This window comes from Rathayibacter oskolensis (genome assembly GCF_900177245.1).
GTDB lineage: Bacteria > Actinomycetota > Actinomycetes > Actinomycetales > Microbacteriaceae > Rathayibacter > Rathayibacter oskolensis.
Window position 1 is genome coordinate 338,958 of the sequence record NZ_FXBM01000001.1, and the last position, 17,786, is coordinate 356,743.

The following is a 17,786-nucleotide window of genomic DNA, read 5'->3' on the forward strand; positions in this document are numbered from 1 at the left end:
CCACGGAGGCGTTGCCAGCATCGTCCTGTGCCGGAGCCCCCGCTCCGCCGCCTCGACGAAGAGACAGGACACGCTCATGGCAAAGACGCCCGGAAGCACTACCCGCAGGCGGATCGACCGCAACCACTGGCTCTACATCGCGGTCGTCATCGCCGTCGCCGCCGGCATCGTCGTCGGTCTCGTCGCGCCGGAGTTCGCGGCCGGTCTCGCACCCATCGGCAAGGCCTTCGTCGGCCTGATCAAGATGATGATCGCGCCGATCATCTTCTGCACGATCGTGATCGGCATCGGATCGATCGCGAAGGCCGCGACGGTCGGCAAGGTCGGCGGTCTCGCGCTCGGCTACTTCATCATCATGTCGACCTTCGCGCTCGGCATCGGCCTCGTCGTCGGCAACCTCCTGCACCCGGGAGAGGGCCTCGACATCTCGGGCGCCACCTACGACACGAGCGACCTCAAGGCCGAGACCACCTCGGAGTTCCTGCTCGGCATCATCCCGGTCTCGCTCTTCTCGTCGCTGGTCGACGGCAGCATCCTGCAGACCCTCTTCGTCGCCCTCCTCGTCGGCTTCGCCCTGCAGAAGATGGGCGCCAAGGGCCAGCCGATCCTCGGAGCCATCAAGCAGCTGCAGACCCTCGTCTTCCGCATCCTCTCGATGGTGCTCTGGGTCGCCCCGATCGGAGCGTTCGGTGCGATCGCGGCCGTCGTCGGCGAGACCGGCTGGGGTGCTGTCGTCGCCCTCGCCACCCTGATGATCGGGTTCTACCTCACCTGCGCGATCTTCGTGGTCGTCATCCTCGGGCTGCTGCTGCGCCTGGTCACCGGCGTCAACATCTTCTCGCTCATGAAGTACCTGGCCCGCGAGTACCTGCTGATCGTCGGAACCTCCTCCTCCGAGGCCGCTCTGCCCCGCCTGATCGCGAAGATGGAGCACCTCGGAGTCTCCAAGCCCGTCGTGGGCATCACCGTCCCGACCGGCTACTCGTTCAACCTCGACGGCACCGCGATCTACCTGACGATGGCCTCGCTCTTCATCGCCTCGGCCACCGGCGCGCCGATGTCGATCCCGGAGCAGATCGGCCTCCTCCTGTTCATGATGGTCGCCTCGAAGGGCGCTGCGGGCGTCACCGGAGCGGGCCTGGCCACCCTCGCGGGCGGCCTGCAGTCCTTCCGCCCCGACCTCGTCAACGGAGTCGGCGTCATCGTCGGCATCGACCGGTTCATGTCGGAGGCGCGCGCCGTCACCAACTTCACCGGCAACGCGGTCGCCACCCTGCTCGTCGGCACCTGGACGAAGCAGATCGACATGGGGCAGGTCCGCGAGGTCCTCGGCGGACGTCGGCCGTTCGACGAGGCCACCCTCGGAGCGGACGAGCACGGATCCGACGAGCACCGTGCTCCCGCCTCGGGCACCTCGATCACCGAGGGGATCGCCTCGATCCAGGAGTCGGACGAGGCCGACCGCACCCGCGCCCAGCTCGCCGCCAAGCGCTAGGCGAGTCGCCGCGAACGCCCCGCTCGGGAACCCGGGCGGGGCGTTCTCAGTGCTTCCGCACCCCGAACAGCGGCAGCGTCACCGAGCAGAGCGGGCCGATGAGCGCTGCGAAGAGCAGGGTGCCGAGGCCGACATCGCCGCCGAGCGCCCAGCCGATCAGCAGCACGGTGACCTCCACTCCCGAGCGGCCGACCCAGATCGGAAGGCCCGTGCGGGTGTGCAGCCCGGTCATCAGCCCGTCGCGGGGGCCGGGCCCGAGACGCGCACCGATGTAGATCCCGCTGGCGACGGCGAGCAGCAGGAGTCCGCCGGCGAACATCAGCGCCCGCCCCCACCAGAGCTCCGGCTCGGGCAGCACGGCGATGCCGACGTCGATCATCGTCCCGACGACGAGCACGTTGAGCACCGTGCCGAGCCCCGGGCGCTGACGCAGAGGGATCCACAGGAGCAGGACGAGCAGGCCGATCAGATTCGTGAGCAGTCCGATCCCCAGTCCGGTCTGGCGCGAGAGGCCCTGCGCGAACACGGTCCACGGATCGACGCCGATCCCTGCGCTGATCATCATCGCGTCCGCGAATCCATAGAGTACGAGGCCGACCAGCAGCCGCGGAACGGGTCTCCAGCGCCACTGGCTCAGGGGAGGGGCGACGGCGAGCGTCGGGGCGGTGCTGATCATGACCCCATCCCACTCGAGGATTGGCCTTTCTCGCGCGGTCCAATCCGGCTACCTTGGACACATGGCCGATGTCCACTTCGGCGTTCGCGCCCTGCAGACCCTCCTCGGCGACTGGCGTGAGCAGCGGGGCACCCGCCCGGCGTACCTGGCCCTCGCCGACCGCATCCGCCTCCTGAGCATCGACGGCCGGATCCCGGCCGACAGCCGACTCCCCGCCGAGCGCGAGCTGTCGACCAGGCTCGGCGTGAGCCGGACGACGGTGGCCGCCGCCTACCGGGAGCTGCGGGAGAGCGGCTACCTCGTCAGCGTGCGCGGCTCCGGCAGCGTGACGCGCCTGCCCGGTGCCGCGGTCCACGCCGTGCCCGCGCTCGCCCCCGACTTCCTCGACTTCACCAAGGCGGCCCTGCCCGCGGTCCCCGAGCTCGCGGAGGCGTACGCCCGCGCCGCCCGCCTCGCTCCCGAGTACTTCGACTCCGGCTCCTACGACACCGTCGGCCTGCCGGTGCTCCGCCGGGCCATCGCCGAGCGCTACGAGCGGCGGGGGCTGCGCACCGAGCCCGGCCAGATCATGGTGACCATCGGCGCCCAGCACGCGATCGCCCTCGTGGCGCGGACGCTGCTCGCCCGCGGCGACCGCGCCCTGATCGAGGCGCCGACCTACCCGCACGCCTACGAGGCGCTCCGCCTCGCCGGGGCGCGCCTGGTGCCCGTGAACGTCGACGGCGCCGACGGCTGGGACGCCGAGGGGCTCCTCGCGGCGCTCCGGGGCACCAGCCCCACGCTCGCCTACCTCATGCCCGACTTCCACAACCCGACCGGTCGCTCGATGGCCCCGGAGCTGCGCGAGCGCGCGATCGCGGCGGCCGCGCGGCAGGGCACCCTGATCGTCGCCGACGAGACCACGGCCGAGCTCGACATCGACCGGCGGATGACGCCGCTGCCGTTCGCCTCGTACGGACCGGAGGGCACGGTGATCTCGATCGGCTCCGTCGGCAAGACGCTGTGGGGAGGCATCCGCATCGGCTGGATCCGCGCCGATCGGAGCGTCATCCGCAAGCTCGTCGCCGCCCGGTCGGCCGGCGACCTCGGCAGCCCGATCCTCGAGCAGCTCCTCGTCGCCGACATGCTCGGGCGGATGGACGAGGTCTTCGCGCTGCGCCGCGAGCAGCTGCGCGCCGGCCGCGACCACCTCGAGGAGGCGCTCGCCCTGGCGATCCCGGAGTGGAGCGTCCCGCGCGTCTCGGGCGGCCTCTCGACCTGGGTCGGTCTCGGCCGCCCGGCGAGCTCGCAGCTGGCGCTGGCCGCGCGCACCTCCGGCCTGCTGATCACCGCGGGGCCGAGATTCGGGATCGACGGCGCCTTCGAGCGCTTCCTCCGCATCCCGATCGGCTACTCGCCGGAGGCGACCGACCGCGCCGTCGAGGCGCTCGCCACCGCCTGGGCGCAGGTCGCCCGGCACCCCGCCGCCGAGACCGGCTATCTCGCCGACGTGGTCTAGACGAACCCTCAGCCGGCTGATGGAAGACTCCTAGGGTGCATCTCCTCGCGGTCCTCAGCATGAAGAACCGGGCGCTCATCGCGCTCGTCACCGTCGTCGTCGCCGTCTTCGGCAGCGTCGCCCTCACCGGGCTCAAACAGGAGCTCGCTCCGTCGATCTCGTTCCCGCAGCTCGCCGTGGTCTCGAGCTATCCCGGAGCCGCGCCCGAGGTGGTGAACGACGACGTCTCGACCCCGATCGAGACCGCGATCCAGGGCGTCCCCGGGCTCGAGACGACCAGCGCGACCTCGTCGACGAACTCGTCGCTGATCTCCGCCTCCTTCGTCTACGGCACCGACCTCGCGACCGCCGAGCAGAAGATCCTGCAGGCGATCAACCGCATCAAGAGCACCCTCCCCGAGGGCGTGGACCCGCAGGTGGTCACCGGCTCGTTCGACGACCTGCCGGTGCTGCAGCTGGCCGTCTCGAGCGACGGAGACGCGAAGGCCCTCGCGAGCGAGCTGCGCGCGAGCGTCATCCCCGATCTCGAGAAGGTCGAGGGCGTCCGCGAGGTGGCGCTCGTCGGCGAGAGCGCGCAGCGGGTCACCATCACTCCCGACGACGCCGCTCTCGCCGCCGCCGGGCTCTCGGTCACCGACATCCGCACCGCCCTGCAGCAGAACGGAGTGCTCGTCGCCGGCGGCGAGATCACCCAGGACGGCTCGACCTTCTCGGTGCAGTCGGGCGTGAAGCTCGGCTCGACGGACGACATCGCGGCGCTGCCCCTGCTGCCCTCGCTCCCGGCGTCCGCCGCCTCCGCGCCGCTCACCGCCGCACCGGTCCTCTCCACGATCGGCTCCGTCGCCACCGTCGCCGTCACGGATGCGCCGATCACCTCGATCTCGCGGGTCAACGGGCAGCCCGCCCTGACCCTCTCGATCACGAAGCTCCCCGCCGCGAACACCGTCGAGGTGTCGACGGGCGTCACCGCTCTGCTGCCCGATCTCGAGGCGTCGCTCGGCGACGGGGCGACCTTCACCTCCGTCTTCGACCAGGCCCCCTACATCCAGGACTCGATCGAGTCGCTCGCGCAGGAGGGTGCGCTCGGCCTCGTCTTCGCGGTGCTGGTGATCCTGGTGTTCCTGCTGTCGGTGCGCGCGACGCTCGTGACGGCGATCTCGATCCCGACCTCGGTGCTGATCACCTTCATCGGCCTGCAGACCGCGGGCTACACGCTCAACATCCTCACGCTCGGCGCCCTGACGATCGCGATCGGCCGCGTGGTCGACGACTCCATCGTCGTGATCGAGAACATCAAGCGGCACCTCGACGCGGGAGAGGAGCGGGCCGCCACGATCGCGGTCGCCGTGCGGGAGGTCGCCGGGGCGATCACCGCCTCGACGATCACGACCGTCGCCGTGTTCCTGCCGATCTCGTTCGTCGGCGGAACCACGGGCGAGCTGTTCCGCCCGTTCGCGCTGACCGTGTCGATCGCGCTGCTCGCCTCGCTCGTCGTGGCGCTGACCATCGTGCCGGTGCTCGCCTACTGGCTCCTGCGGCCCTCGAAGCGCGCGGGAGTGCGCGAGGCGGCGCAGGCGGCTCTCGCCGAGGAGCGCACCGCCACGGGCGAGGGTGCGCCGGTCGCCACCGGGCCGGTCGTCACCGCACCGGTCGCTACCTCCGAGGCACCCCACCACGGCGCCCACGCGGCTCCGCGCCGCGGCTCCGCCCTGCAGCGCGTCTACGGCCCGATCATCGGGTGGACGCTGCGCCACTCGGTCGCCACCGTGCTGCTCGCGCTCCTCGTCCTCGTCGGGACCGGGGCGCTCTACCCGCTGATGAAGACCAACTTCCTCGGCGCGAGCGGGCAGAACACCTTCACCGTCACCCAGACGGTGCCCGTCGGTCAGAGCCTCGACGCGCAGGACGCGACCGCCCAGCAGGCGAGTGCCGCGATCCTCGACGTCGGCGGGGTCGAGACCGTCCAGCTCTCGGTCGGCTCCGCCGGCGGCGGTCTGCAGAGCGCCTTCGGCGGCGGAGGAGGCGGCTCGTCGATCCGCTACTCGGTCACCACCGACGAGTCGGCCGACCAGGAGGTCGTGCAGTCCGACGTCCGCGACGCGCTCGGAGCGATCGCCTCGCCCGACGACATCAGCGTGGCGGCCTCCTCCGGGTTCGGGGCCTCCTCCGACATCGAGGTCGACCTCTCGACCGCGTCGCAGAGCGACCTGCAGAGCGCGAACGACGCGCTCCTGGAGGCGCTGCGCGCCACCGACGGCATCAGCCAGGCCGAGAGCAACCTCTCCTCCTCCCTGCCCTACATCGCCGTGCGCGTCGATCGCGACGCCGCGGCGCGCGCGGGCCTCAGCGAGGTGGCCGTGGGCACGATCGTGAGCCAGGCGCTGCAGCCGACGCAGGTCGGCAGCGTCGTCATCGACGACCGGACCCTCTCGATCTACCTCGCCGACGCCCAGCCTCCGGCGACGGTCGACGAGCTCTCGTCGCTGCCGATCCCGACGCTCACCGGCGAGGTCGCGCTGTCGACACTCGCTGCCGTGGAGCAGACGAACGGGCCCGCGAGCATCACCACCGAGCGCGGCCAGCGCACCGCGACGATCACCGTGACTCCGGAGGGTGACGACCTCGCCTCCGCGAACGTCGCCGTGCAGAGCGCCATCGACGACACCGAGCTGCCGGCCGGTGTCTCGGCGTCGCTCGGCGGCGTCACCGCCGACCAGACCGATGCGTTCTCGCAGCTCGGCATCGCGCTGCTCGTCGCGATCCTGATCGTCTACGTCGTGATGGTGGCGACGTTCCGCTCGCTCCTGCAGCCCCTTCTGCTGCTGGTCTCGGTGCCGTTCGCGGCGACCGGCGCGATCCTCCTCCAGGTGATCACCGGCGTCCCGCTCGGCGTGCCGTCGCTGATCGGCGTGCTGATGCTGATCGGCATCGTGGTGACGAACGCGATCGTGCTCGTCGACCTGGTGAACCAGTACCGCGAGCGCGGCATGCCGGTGCGGGAGGCGCTGCTGCACGGCACCGAGCGGCGGCTCCGGCCGATCCTGATGACGGCCCTCGCGACGATCTTCGCGCTCCTGCCGATGGCGCTCGGCATCACCGGCCACGGCGGCTTCATCTCGCAGCCGCTCGCGATCGTCGTGATCGGCGGTCTCGTCTCGTCGACCGTGCTCACCCTCGTCGTACTGCCGGTCGTCTACAACCTGGTCGAGGGGTATCGTGAGCGGCGGCGTGCGGCTCGCGCCGAGAGGGCGTCGGCATGACCGGGATCGCAGGTCGGGGCACCACCGAGACGGTCGGCACCGAGACGATCGGCTCCCGCTGGCGGAGTGGCCCCGAGCGTGCGGCGGCGGTCCTCGGCGAGGTCGGCCCCGAGCGCTTCGTCGCCCGCGACTTCCGCCCCGGCACCCTGCGGCACATCGTCCTCTTCCGGTTCCGCCCGACGGCACTCGTCAGCGAGGTGGACGAGGTCGTCGCGCGCTTCGTGGCGCTCGGCGACGAGTGCGTCCGCGACGGTCGCCCCTACATCGTCTCGCTCGAGACCGGCCAGCAGCAGAGCACAGAGGGGGCGGGCGAGGGCTTCGACCGCGCCTTCGTGCTCACGTTCGCGTCGGAGGGGGATCTCAACTACTACCTCGGGCGACCCGCCGTCGAGGAGGCGGGCCTCTGGGATCCGGCGCACGACGCGTTCAAGGCGTCCGTCGGCCCGTTCCTCGACACCGCGGGCGTCGTCACCTTCGACTTCCGGCCCGAGCCCCTCGATTCCGGCGCCCTCGCCGGCTGATCCGTGGCGACCCCCGACTTCATCCTGCGGCTGCGCGAGCGGATCGGCACCGAGCTCCTCTGGCTCACCGGCGTGACCGCGGTGATCCTCCGGGACGAGCCCGCGCGGCAGGTCCTGCTGGTGCGCCGCTCCGACACCGGCGCCTGGACGCCCGTGACCGGCGTGATCGATCCCGGCGAGACGGTCTCGGCGACGGCCGCGCGCGAGGCGCTCGAGGAGGCGGGCGTCGTCATCGAGGTCGAGCGACTCGTCTGGGTGCACACCCTCGCACCGATGCAGTACCCGAACGGCGACCGTGCGCAGTACCTCGACCACACGGTCCGCGCCCGCTACGTCTCGGGCGAGGCGCACGTCGCCGACGAGGAGTCGACCGAGGTCGGCTGGTTCGCTCCGGACGCGCTGCCGCCGATGTCGGCCGACCACCGCGAGCGCATCGCGCGGGCGCTGTCGGAGTCCGAGGTCTGCGCGCTGGACTAGTCGCCCTCCGGCCGAGGCGCTACACGTGCTCCGACACGAGCACCGCGGTCGTCCCCGGCTCGAGCGCGTCGAAGACGTGCTGCTCGTCGCCCGGGTACGAGAGGTAGTCGCCGGGGCCGAGCTCGACGGGTGCCTCGGCCGGGCCGACGAGGGCGCGGCCCGTCGAGAGCACGACGTGCTCGAGCGTCCCGCGGGCGTGCGGGGCGGAGTCGCGGGCCGTTCCGGGCTCGCCGGCGACGAGGTAGACGTCGCGGCGCGCTCCCGGGGGGCAGGCGCTCAGCAGCGTGGCCACGTAGTCGGCGGTGGCGGAGGCGATGCGCGGCCCGTCGCCGGCGCGGATCAGCTGCACGGTGCGGCGCGGCGGCTCGACGAGGTGCGAGAACGGGACGCCGAGCGCGCCGCCGAGGGCCCACAGCGTCTCGAGGCTCGGGTTGCCCTCGCCCGCTTCGAGCTGCGACAGGGTCGACTTCGCGATCCCGGCGCGACGGGCGACCTCGGAGATGCTGAGCCCGAGGCGGGAGCGCTCGCGGCGCAGGGCCGAGGCGACGAGGTCGCGGGGGGAGTCGGTCATCGTTCGCTTCCGTGATCGAGCGTTCGACTTGACGAACGCGGGGCAGAGCGGCACGATGGCCGCATGTTCAGCCTAAACGCCGCCCGTTCGTTGCTCCGAACGATCGACCGCGCCGATCTGCGGGCGATCGCGCTCGTCGGCCTCTCGGTCGCGGTGGTCGGCGTCTCCTACGGTCTCGGTGCCACGGGGGCGGGGTTCCCGCTGTGGCAGATCCTGCTGCTCGCGATCGCCGTGTTCGGCGCGTCGGCCGAGATCCTCTTCGTGGGAGTCGTCGCCGCAGGAGGCGCTCCGCTGGCGGCGGCGCTCGCCGCGCTGCTCGTGAACGTTCGGGCCCTGCCCTACGGGATGGCGGTCGGCGGATTCCTGACCCCGGGCCGCCTCCGTCTGCTCGGTGCGCACCTCGCCAACGACGAGACCGTGGCGCTCGCGCTGGGCGGGGCGACTCCGGAACGCCGTCGCGCCCTCTTCTGGGTCTCCGGCGCGGCGGTGGCGCTCGCCTGGCCGCTCGGCGCGCTCACCGGCTCCCTCCTCGGAGCGGTGGTCGCCGACCCCGCGGTGCTGGGGCTGGACGCCGTGTTCCCGGCCGTCCTGCTCGCGCTCGCCCTGCCCGCCCTGCGGGGAGCTCGGACAGCGGCGGCGGCGACCGCCGGGGCCGTGATCGCGCTCGCGGCCCTGCCGATCGCGCCGCTCGGACTCGCGCCGGTGCTGGGTCTCGCCGGGCTCCTCGTCGCCGGGAGGCGCGCATGAGCGGCGCCGTGCCGAGCACGACCGCGGTCACGCTCGGCATCGTGGTCCTGGCGATCGGCAGCTTCGCGTTGCGCGCGGGCGGCGCGGTGCTGCGTGACCGGATCGATCTCGGCGAGACGACGGGGCGCCTCCTCGACCGCGGCACGGTCGTGCTGCTCGTCGCGGTCGCCCTCGTCTCGGCGCTCGCCGACGGCACCGAGCCGGCGCCCGCCTCCCGCGCACTCGGCGTCGCCGCCGGCGCCCTCGCCGCGGTGGCCGGCGCGCCGCTGGTCGCCGTGGTGCTCACCGCGGCGGCGACGACGGCGCTGGTCAGGGCGATCGGGTTGGCCTGACGCGTGAAGTCCGCTGACGCCTCAGAGCGCCTTGGCGAAGCACACACCCGACGGGTCGCCGACGTAGGCGCCGAAGCCGTCGATCTCGACGAAGCCGAGCGCCTGCGCGGTGTCGAGGGCGTCCTGGGCGTCCGCCGCGACCCGGAAGCGCAGCGTGCGGATCCGCTGCACCCGCGCCCACGCCTCCGCGGCACCGATCAGGCGCCGGGCGACTCCGCGCCGCCGCGCCTCCGGGAGCACCGCGAGCGCGAGGAGCTCGGCGAAGTCGTCGGGCCCGGGAGCGAGCGCGATCGCGCCGACGGGCACCGCGCCCTCGCGGGCGGCGAAGACGCGCGCGTGCCGCGGAGGTGGTGGCGTGAGCAGACCGGCGAGATCGGGGGAGTCGCCCCGCTCGAGCCTGACCACGACGCCGCCGGTCACGACGAGGGCTCCGACGCTCCCGCCGGCTCGAGGGAGAGGGTCTGCACGGCCGGCGCGTCGAGCTGCGCGTGCAGGAAGTCGACGACCGTCGTGCGGAGCGCGTCGTCGAGCATGGCGATCGAGTGCATCGCCCCGGGGACGACCACGAAGTCGACGCTCGTACCGGCCGTCTCGAGCGCCTCCGCGAACGCGCTCGACTGCGAGAGCGCGACGCGCTCCTCGGCCGAGTGCGCGATGAGGAAGGCGGGCTCGCTGCCGTCGACGTGCGCGATCGGCGACGCCTCCTCGGCCGCGGGGCAGGCGGTGAGGTCGGCGCAGTCGAGGTAGGTGCGCACGGCGCCGGCGACGCCCGCGACCGGATCGTCGTCGGCGAGGCCCTCGGCGGTCAGATCGGAGGGGCCGCTGAGGTCGACGACCGCGGCCAGTCGGGAGGAGCTCGCGTCGACGGTGCCGAGCAGCGATACGAGGTTGCCTCCTGCCGAGCCGCCGAACGCGGCGACGCGCTCGGGGTCGATGCCGAAGCGCTCGGTCTGCTCGGGGGCGAGGACCCAGTCGAGGGCGGCCGAGACGTCGTCGATCTGCGCGGGGAAGACCGCGTCGGGTGCGAGTCGGTAGTTCACCGAGACCGTGACGAAGCCCTCCGACGCCAGCCACTGGCAGAGCGGGCGCCAGTTCGCGTCGGCCTTGTCGCCGCGCGCCCAGCTGCCGCCGTGCACGACGAGCACCGCGGGCAAGGCGGCGTCGGCGGCGTCGACCGGCGAGCACACGTCGACCGCCTGGCCGGTCTCCTCGTCGTAGACGAGATCGGCCGTGACGGGGATGTCGCTGTAGGCGGCGACCGGTTCCGCGCCCGCCGCCTGGGCGATCGGCTCCGAGACGGGCGTCGCGCTCGCGCACCCGGTGAGGGCCGCCGCGCTGAGCGCCAGGGTCGCCGCATACAGGGCGAGGAGTCGCGTGGGTCGGGTGGGCTCGCGCATGGGTGAGTCGAGCGTAGGTGACGGCGACGCCTCCGCCTAGAGCGACCCCGCGATCAGGGGGTGTGCTGCGCGATCAGGGGGTGGTCTGGCGCACGGGCGGCGCTTCGGGTTCCGCGATCGCGGGGCGGGGCGCCTCCGCCTGCAGTCGCACGAGAACCACGCCGACCAGGATGAGGGCGCCGCCCGCGAACTGGATCGGGGCGGGCAGCTCGCCGAGGAGCGCCCACGACGCGAGGATCGAGAACAGCACCTCCGTGAGCCCGACGAACGAGGCGATGCGGGTCCCGAGCCGCGAGCCGCCGGCGATGCCGAGCAGGTAGGCGGTCACGGTGGACATGCCCAGGATCACTGCGGCCGGCATCAGCCACGACACCTCGCCGCCGAGGAACAGCACGTCGCCGAAGCTCGCCCGCAACGGGATCAGGCCGATCGCGCCGAGCGCGAGCAGGAGGACCGCGCCGACCGTCATGGCCCCGGCGGTGAGCGCGAGCGGCGGCAGCTCGGGGTCGATCCGCCCGGCGATGACGTAGTAGACGCAGAGACCGAGGGAGGCGGTGAGCGCCCAGGCGATCCCGACCAGTTCGGGCGTCGCCTGGCCCGAGAGGTCGAGCACGAGGACGAGCCCGAGCAGTGCGAGTGCCGAGCCCCCGAGCACGAAGCGTCCGGGGTTCCTGCGCGTCCGCGCCCACGAGAACAGGACGAGGAAGACCGGAGCGAGGTACTCGATCAGCAGCGCGATGCCGACCGACATGTGCTCGATCGCGCTGTAGAAGCAGAGCTGCGCGGCGACCACAGCGAAGACGCCGTAGAGGGCGACGGTGCCGAGGTTCCGCCGCAGCACGTGCCAGCGGCCGCGGAGGGAGAGGGCGGCGGGGATCGCGAGGATCAGCGCGGCGCCTCCCGCGCGCCAGAGCACGGCTGCCGCCGGGGTCCAGCCGGCCTCGAGCAGCGGCTTCACGAAGGGACCGCCGAGCCCGAAGGCGGCGGCTGCGGCGAGCGCGAGGATCAGGCCGGAGCCGAGGCGCCGCGGCGGCGTGGAGAGGGTCATCGGCAGATCCGTTCAGGAGTGTTCGGCGTTATGCTCGTGACAGTATCCGGTGCACTTGTCAGGAGTCAATATGGTCTTCGCTCATGACGTCGAGGCGGCTCTGACCGCGACCACCGTCCTCGTCAACACCCTCCCCGAGCTCTCGCAGTCGGGGGAGGACGAGTTGTCCACGCTCGACCAGCTCGACGAGTTCGTCGTCTCGAACCGCTACACCGGCAGCCGCGAGCACACCCCCGACGAGCTGGAGGCGGTGCGCGGCATCCGAGCGCCGCTGCGATCGCTCTGGCTGAGCCGGGCCGAGGAGGACCTCGTCGCGATCGTCAACAGGATGCTCGAGGACGCGCGGGCCCTGCCGCAGCTCGTCCGGCACGGCATGTACGGCTGGCACCTGCACGCCACCCGCGACGAGAGCCCCCTCGCCACCCGCATCGTCGTCGAGGGGGCGATGGCGTTCGTCGACGTCGTCCGGAGCGACGAGCGCGACCGCATCCGGATCTGCGCGGCCGAGGACTGCGAGGCCGTGCTGGTGGATCTCTCCCGGAACCGCTCGAAGCGCTACTGCGACACCGGCAACTGCGGCAATCGCGCGAACGTCGCGGCCTACCGCGCGCGGCGGGCGTCGGAGTAGGACTGCCCCGCCCTAGCCAGCGACCATGCGCACCTGTAGACTCGCGCGGTCGGCTCTTGACTCCGTGCGCTGACGCGCGGATGGGTTTGTCAGTCAAGCGGGCCGGATCCACGACAGTCGTCGTCGGATAAATCACATGTGTGAATCGGCCCCGATCAGCGCGTCCCGCTCCGCCCCAGGAGCTGCGACTCGTCCGGGTTCTCGCAGGCCTGCCACCGAACGCCCCACGAGGGCGCGGCTCGTCGCAGCCTGCTCGCGCAAGACCTGAACCCAGGAAGCAGCAGTCATGCCCAAGAACAAGAAGCCCACCGGCGGTCGCCCCGCCAAGAACTTCGAACCGAACCGCTTCGGCCCCTCCAGCGGCAAGTCGCAGCTCGGAGGCCGTTCGCGCTTCCCCGCGGCGAAGCCCGGCGCGCGCAGCGAGGGCCACCGCGGCTACCGCCCCGTCGACGAGAACGCCCCGAAGAAGGCGCGCTGGAACGCCGACGAGCGCGCGACCCGCGCCGCCGAGCGCAGCGACCGCCCGGCCGAGCGCAGCGACCGCCCGGCCGAGCGCAGCGGCTACGACCGGAGCGAGCGCCCCGCCCGTTCGTACGACCGCGACGAGCGCCCGGCTCGCGGCTACGACCGCAGCGAGCGCCCCGCGCGCCCGAACGACCGGGAGGAGCGTCCCGCCCGTTCGTACGACCGCGACGCCCGCCCGGCGCGCAGCTACGACCGCGACGACCGTCCCGCGCGCTCGTACGACCGCGACGAGCGCCCGGCCCGCTCCTCCGACCGGAGCGACCGCCCGGCTCGCAGCTTCGACCGCGCCGACCGCCCCGCCCGCGGCTACGACCGCGATGCCCGCCCCGCGCGCTCGAACGATCGCGATGAGCGCCCCGCCCGCTCCTACGGCCGCGACGACCGGCCCGCGCGCAGCACCGACCGCGACGAGCGTCCGGCCCGCAGCTACGGCCGCGACGACCGCCCGGCCCGCTCCTTCGACCGCGCCGACCGCCCGGCCCGCAGCTACGACCGCGACTCCCGTCCGGCGCGCTCGCACGACCGCGGAGACCGGCCGACCCGCAGCTTCGACCGCGCCGACCGGCCCTCGCGCCGCGACTCCGGATCGGACTTCTACCCGAGCCGCGCCTCGCGCCCCTCGCAGCAGGTCGACGACGTCGTGCTCGAGCGCCTCGAGGCGACCTCGACGCTGGCGGTCGACGTCGAGGGCGTCACCTTCGGCGACCTCGGCCTCGGTGCCAACATCGTCCGCCAGCTGACCGAGCTCGGAGCGGCGGCACCGTTCCCGATCCAGGCCGCGACCATCCCCGAGGTGCTCGCAGGCAAGGACGTCCTCGGACGCGGCAAGACCGGCTCCGGCAAGACGATCGCGTTCGGCGCGCCCGTCGTCGAGCGACTGATGGAGAACAACGGCGCGAAGGGCCGCAAGCCCGGCCGTGCGCCTCGTGCGCTCATCCTGGCGCCGACCCGCGAGCTGGCGATGCAGATCGACCGCACGATCCAGCCGATCGCGCGCTCCGTCGGCCTCTTCACGACCACCATCTACGGAGGCGTTCCCCAGTACAAGCAGGTCGGGGCGCTCCAGCGCGGGGTCGACATCATCATCGCGACCCCCGGCCGCCTCGAGGACCTGATCGAGCAGGGTCGCCTCGACCTCTCGAACATCACCATCACCGTCCTCGACGAGGCCGACCACATGTGCGACCTGGGCTTCCTCGAGCCGGTGCAGCGCATCCTCCGCCGCACCGCCGACGGCGGGCAGCGCCTGCTGTTCTCGGCCACCCTCGACAAGGGCGTGGCGACTCTCGTCGACGAGTTCCTCGTCGAGCCGAGCGTGCACGAGGTCGCGGGCGAGGACCAGGCGTCCTCGACCATCGACCACCGCGTGCTGCTGATCGAGCACCGCGACAAGGGCGAGATCATCGAGCAGCTCGCCGCCCGTGCGGGCAAGACGCTGATCTTCGCCCGCACCCGCGCGTTCGCCGAGCAGCTCGCCGAGCAGCTCGAGCACGCCGACATCCCCGCGACGAGCCTGCACGGCGACCTCAACCAGTCGCGCCGCACGCGCAACCTCGCGCTGCTCACGAGCGGACGGGTCGACGTCCTCGTGGCGACCGACGTCGCTGCTCGCGGCATCCACGTCGACGACATCGACCTCGTGATCCAGGCCGACGCCCCCGACGAGTACAAGACCTACCTGCACCGCTCCGGCCGCACCGGTCGCGCGGGCAAGAAGGGCACGGTCGTCACGCTGATCACGCGCAACCGCCGTCACCGGATGGAGGAGCTGCTCGAGCGTGCCGAGATCGAGGCCGACATGGTCGCCGCGTTCCCGGGCGACCGCGTGCTGACCGAGATCAGCGCACCCGCCGAGTAGCCGGCGGCAGCACCACGCACGCCGAACGGCGCGGGTCCTCAGGGGCCCGCGCCGTTCCCCGTGGCCCAGGGCCGACCGCGCTCAGTCGACCGGACCGAAGAACACCTCGATCGCCTTCGCCAGCGCGACGAGATCGTCGACGTGCGCGAGCTCCCGGGCCGAGTGCATCGAGAGCAGCGGTACTCCGACGTCGACGGTGCGGATCCCGAGTCGGGTCGCGGTGAGCGGGCCGATTGTGGAGCCGCAGGGGACCGTGTTGTTCGAGACGAACTCCTGGTGCTCGACGCCCGCTCGCGCGCAGACGTCCGCCCAGAGCGCCGTGCCGCGTGCGTCGGTCGCGTAGCGCTGCGACGCGTTGATCTTCAGCAGCGGCCCCTTGCCCGCGACCGGCTGGTTCACCGGGTCGTGCTTCTCGGGGTAGTTCGGGTGCACGGAGTGTCCGGCGTCAGCCGACAGGCACCACGACTGAGCGATCGCCCGGGCGCGCTCGTCGACGCCTGCTCCGAGTGCGGCGCCGATCCGGTTCAGCACGTCCTCGAGAAAGGGGCCGCTGGCGCCCGATCGCGTCGCCGAGCCCAGCTCCTCGTGGTCGAAGGCGGCGAGCATGCTGATGTGCTGCGCGTCGTCGGCACCGGCCGAGAGCAGCGCGACGAGGCCGGCGTGGACCGAGCTGAGGTCGTCCATGCGGCCGGCCGCGAAGAGCGCCTCGTCGAGACCGAAGCGCGCGGGCGGCTGCGTGTCGGCGGTGACGAGGTCGAAGCCGACGATGTCCGACGCGGCACCGAGCCCGGCCTTCGCAGCGAGCAGCTCGAGCAGGTCGGTGTCGGCCGCATCGCCCACGCCGAACACCGGGACCGTGTGCTTCTGCCGGTCGAGCTTCAGTCCGTCGTTCACTTCCCGGTCGAGGTGGACGGCGAGCTGCGGGATGCGCAGGAACGGACCTGTCCGCACGAGCACCTCGGTGCCGTCGCCGGTCACGAGGCGCCCGGCCAGCTCGAGCTCGCGATCGAGCCACGAGTTCAGGAGGGGGCCGCCGTAGATCTCGACGCCGGCCTGCAGCCAGCCCTTCGAGGCGATCGTCGGCTTCGGCTTGAGCGTGAAGCCGGGGGAGTCGGTGTGCGCGCCCAGGATGCGGAACGGCGTCACCGCATCGGCGCCCGTCGGGAGGTGCCAGGCGATGACGGCACCGTCGCGGACCACGTAGTAGCGACCGGGGGCGGTGGGCCACGACGCGGTCTCGTCCAGTCCGGTGAACCCGGCCGCCCCGAGCCGCCGAGCCGTCTCGGCCGCGGCGTGGAAGGAGGAGGGCGAGGCGCTCAGGAACGCGGCGAAGTCGGCGATGTGGTCGGCGTGATCGGTCATCGTGCCAGTGAACCATCGCCTCCGGCACCCGAACCGGGGAGGAGCAGAGATCAGATCTTTCGTGCGTCCGGAGGAACCCGTCGGCTAGATTTCGCCCTGTGAGCGTTGAGCACCGCACTGCCGCCCTGCACGAGCAGCTCGACGCCTTCGGCTGGGAGGCGACCTCGAGTGTCGACTCGCTGCGCATCGACGGCGTCGGAGCCCCCGGCGCTCAGATCGGGCGCGCCTGGTCACCCGGAGGGTCGTACCGGTCGAGGTCGGTGCCCGGCAGCATGTACGTGCTCTTCACGATCGAAGGCACCGGCAGAGTCGTCCACGACGGCACCGAGATCGCGTCGGAGCCGAACCAGCTGATCTTCCTCGACGGCGAGGCCGTCTCGACGATCGAGCTGCACGGGCCCACTGCGCGCTACCTGTGGCGCTTCGATTCGGGCGCTCTGCGCGACTCCCGCGTGCGCGAACGCCTCGGTGAGGCGATCCCGGTGCGCGACTCTCTCTGGACTCCCGTGCGCGCCCTCACCAACGGCCTCATCGACGGCGATCCGGAGCTCGCCCGATCGATCCACGCGGCCCGCGCCAGCGAGCACCTGCTCACCGCGATCTTCGAGAACACCGCGCTCTCGGCCCGTCCCTCCCGGAGCCCGGACGAGCTCTGCGGAGACGCCCTCCAGCTCATCGCGGCGCACAAGTGCGATCCGGCCTTCACCCCCGCTCGCCTCGCCCGCGAGCTGCAGGTGACGGAGCGGGCGCTGCGCGAGGCGTTCTCGTACATGGGAAGCACCGCGGCGCAGGAGCTCGACCGGCAGCGCGCCCAGGAGCTGCGAGGGCGGCTGGGCGCGGGGGAGTGGACGGAGCGCGATCTGGAGCTGCACGCAGAGGAGTGCGGGTTCGTGTCGCCGGCCAGTGCCCGACGCGCGCTGGCACGGTGGGCGCTCGAGTAGGTAGGGGCGGCGAGCCGCTCACGAGCGCCGCTCGAGGAGGCGCTCCGCCGCGCGCAGGGCCCGCAGGGACCGGAAACCGGAGAGGCGCGCGGATAATCTCCCGGTCGGCTTTCGACGGTGAGGCACGGCGCTCCAGGATCTGCTGCGCGGTGCGCACCCGGGTGCGGTGGATCTCGGTCAGCGGGGTGGTTCCCGCCCGCGCGTAGGCCTTGTGCAGGTGCGCGGGCGAGATCGAGAGGCGGGAGGCGAGGTCGGTCACTCCGAACTCCGCGTCGCGGTGGCGGGCGTCGATCACCTCCTTCGCGCGCTGCAACAGGCGGTCGACGGCGACGGAGGGGTGGACCGGGCTGGTCGGGCCCGCCTCGCTCAGCACCGCCGCGGCCGCGTTCTCGATGACGTCGTGCACGCGGTGCCAGCTCGTCTCGCTCGCCGTCGGTCCCGAGTTGAGGG

The 17,786-nt window shown here is 72.6% G+C and carries 16 protein-coding genes; 10 read left to right on the forward strand and 6 right to left on the reverse strand.

Going from position 1 to position 17,786, the window contains the following annotated elements; genetic code table 11:
• Positions 1-76 precede the first annotated feature (76 nt).
• Entirely contained in the window at positions 77-1,495 is a 1,419-nt protein-coding gene (locus B9Y99_RS01710; RefSeq protein WP_085474879.1) for a cation:dicarboxylate symporter family transporter, read from the forward strand.
• Between the two features lie 46 nt (positions 1,496-1,541).
• Here B9Y99_RS01710 and yczE read toward each other — a convergent pair whose 3' ends face one another.
• Positions 1,542-2,060 carry a membrane protein YczE gene (yczE, locus tag B9Y99_RS01715; protein ID WP_085476190.1) on the reverse strand — a complete coding sequence of 173 codons (519 nt, stop codon included), beginning with the start codon at positions 2,058-2,060 and terminating at the stop codon, positions 1,542-1,544.
• 172 nt (positions 2,061-2,232) lie between these two features.
• On the opposite strand from yczE, the gene yczR reads away from it, so the two are divergent.
• From yczR to B9Y99_RS01735, 4 genes are read left to right on the forward strand one after another with little or no spacing between them, the layout of a single operon-like run.
• Positions 2,233-3,669, forward strand: a complete 1,437-nt coding sequence (gene yczR, locus B9Y99_RS01720) for a MocR-like transcription factor YczR (RefSeq protein WP_085474880.1) — start codon at positions 2,233-2,235, stop codon at positions 3,667-3,669.
• 35 nt (positions 3,670-3,704) lie between these two features.
• Complete coding sequence (locus B9Y99_RS01725; protein ID WP_129587854.1) at positions 3,705-6,929, forward strand: efflux RND transporter permease subunit; 3,225 nt, start codon at positions 3,705-3,707, stop codon at positions 6,927-6,929.
• Positions 6,926-7,450 carry a Dabb family protein gene (locus B9Y99_RS01730; RefSeq protein ID WP_085474881.1) on the forward strand — a complete coding sequence of 175 codons (525 nt, stop codon included), beginning with the start codon at positions 6,926-6,928 and terminating at the stop codon, positions 7,448-7,450. The genes B9Y99_RS01725 and B9Y99_RS01730 overlap by 4 nt, the downstream gene beginning before the upstream one ends.
• 3 nt (positions 7,451-7,453) lie before the next feature.
• Positions 7,454-7,927, forward strand: coding sequence for an NUDIX hydrolase (locus B9Y99_RS01735; RefSeq protein WP_085474882.1), 474 nt, complete (start codon positions 7,454-7,456; stop codon positions 7,925-7,927).
• Between the two features lie 19 nt (positions 7,928-7,946).
• On the opposite strand, the gene B9Y99_RS01740 is transcribed toward B9Y99_RS01735, so the two are convergent.
• Positions 7,947-8,498 carry a helix-turn-helix domain-containing protein gene (locus B9Y99_RS01740; protein WP_085474883.1) on the reverse strand — a complete coding sequence of 184 codons (552 nt, stop codon included), beginning with the start codon at positions 8,496-8,498 and terminating at the stop codon, positions 7,947-7,949.
• A 63-nt stretch (positions 8,499-8,561) separates the two neighbouring features.
• Here B9Y99_RS01740 and B9Y99_RS01745 point away from each other — a divergent pair, with 63 nt between their 5' ends.
• Both B9Y99_RS01745 and B9Y99_RS01750 read left to right on the forward strand, forming a co-directional pair.
• On the forward strand, positions 8,562-9,245 hold the full coding sequence (locus B9Y99_RS01745) for an AzlC family ABC transporter permease (RefSeq protein WP_085474884.1): 684 nt from the start codon (positions 8,562-8,564) through the stop codon (positions 9,243-9,245).
• Entirely contained in the window at positions 9,242-9,577 is a 336-nt protein-coding gene (locus B9Y99_RS01750) for an AzlD domain-containing protein (RefSeq protein ID WP_085474885.1), read from the forward strand. Before B9Y99_RS01745 ends, B9Y99_RS01750 begins: the two co-directional genes overlap by 4 nt.
• 21 nt (positions 9,578-9,598) lie before the next feature.
• On the opposite strand, the gene B9Y99_RS01755 is transcribed toward B9Y99_RS01750, so the two are convergent.
• The 3 genes from B9Y99_RS01755 to B9Y99_RS01765 all read right to left on the reverse strand — a co-directional run bounded on the left by B9Y99_RS01755 (position 9,599) and on the right by B9Y99_RS01765 (position 12,022).
• On the reverse strand, positions 9,599-9,997 hold the full coding sequence (locus B9Y99_RS01755) for a GNAT family N-acetyltransferase (protein WP_085474886.1): 399 nt from the start codon (positions 9,995-9,997) through the stop codon (positions 9,599-9,601).
• A complete protein-coding gene (locus B9Y99_RS01760; protein ID WP_085474887.1) occupies positions 9,994-10,974 on the reverse strand; it encodes an alpha/beta hydrolase in 981 nt (326 codons plus the stop codon). The genes B9Y99_RS01755 and B9Y99_RS01760 overlap by 4 nt, the downstream gene beginning before the upstream one ends.
• Positions 10,975-11,047: 73 nt before the next feature.
• Positions 11,048-12,022 carry an EamA family transporter gene (locus B9Y99_RS01765; RefSeq protein WP_085474888.1) on the reverse strand — a complete coding sequence of 325 codons (975 nt, stop codon included), beginning with the start codon at positions 12,020-12,022 and terminating at the stop codon, positions 11,048-11,050.
• Between the two features lie 70 nt (positions 12,023-12,092).
• Between B9Y99_RS01765 and B9Y99_RS01770 the strand changes: the two genes are divergently transcribed.
• Positions 12,093-12,650 (forward strand): CGNR zinc finger domain-containing protein, encoded by a 558-nt coding sequence (locus B9Y99_RS01770; RefSeq protein ID WP_085474889.1) that lies wholly within the window; start codon positions 12,093-12,095, stop codon positions 12,648-12,650.
• Positions 12,651-12,936: 286 nt separating this feature from the next.
• Positions 12,937-15,033 carry a DEAD/DEAH box helicase gene (locus B9Y99_RS01775; RefSeq protein ID WP_085474890.1) on the forward strand — a complete coding sequence of 699 codons (2,097 nt, stop codon included), beginning with the start codon at positions 12,937-12,939 and terminating at the stop codon, positions 15,031-15,033.
• Between the two features lie 81 nt (positions 15,034-15,114).
• Here B9Y99_RS01775 and B9Y99_RS01780 read toward each other — a convergent pair whose 3' ends face one another.
• Positions 15,115-16,395 (reverse strand): M18 family aminopeptidase, encoded by a 1,281-nt coding sequence (locus B9Y99_RS01780; RefSeq protein WP_085474891.1) that lies wholly within the window; start codon positions 16,393-16,395, stop codon positions 15,115-15,117.
• Between the two features lie 98 nt (positions 16,396-16,493).
• On the opposite strand from B9Y99_RS01780, the gene B9Y99_RS01785 reads away from it, so the two are divergent.
• Positions 16,494-17,336, forward strand: coding sequence for a cupin domain-containing protein (locus tag B9Y99_RS01785; protein WP_085474892.1), 843 nt, complete (start codon positions 16,494-16,496; stop codon positions 17,334-17,336).
• Positions 17,337-17,786: the final 450 nt, after the last annotated feature.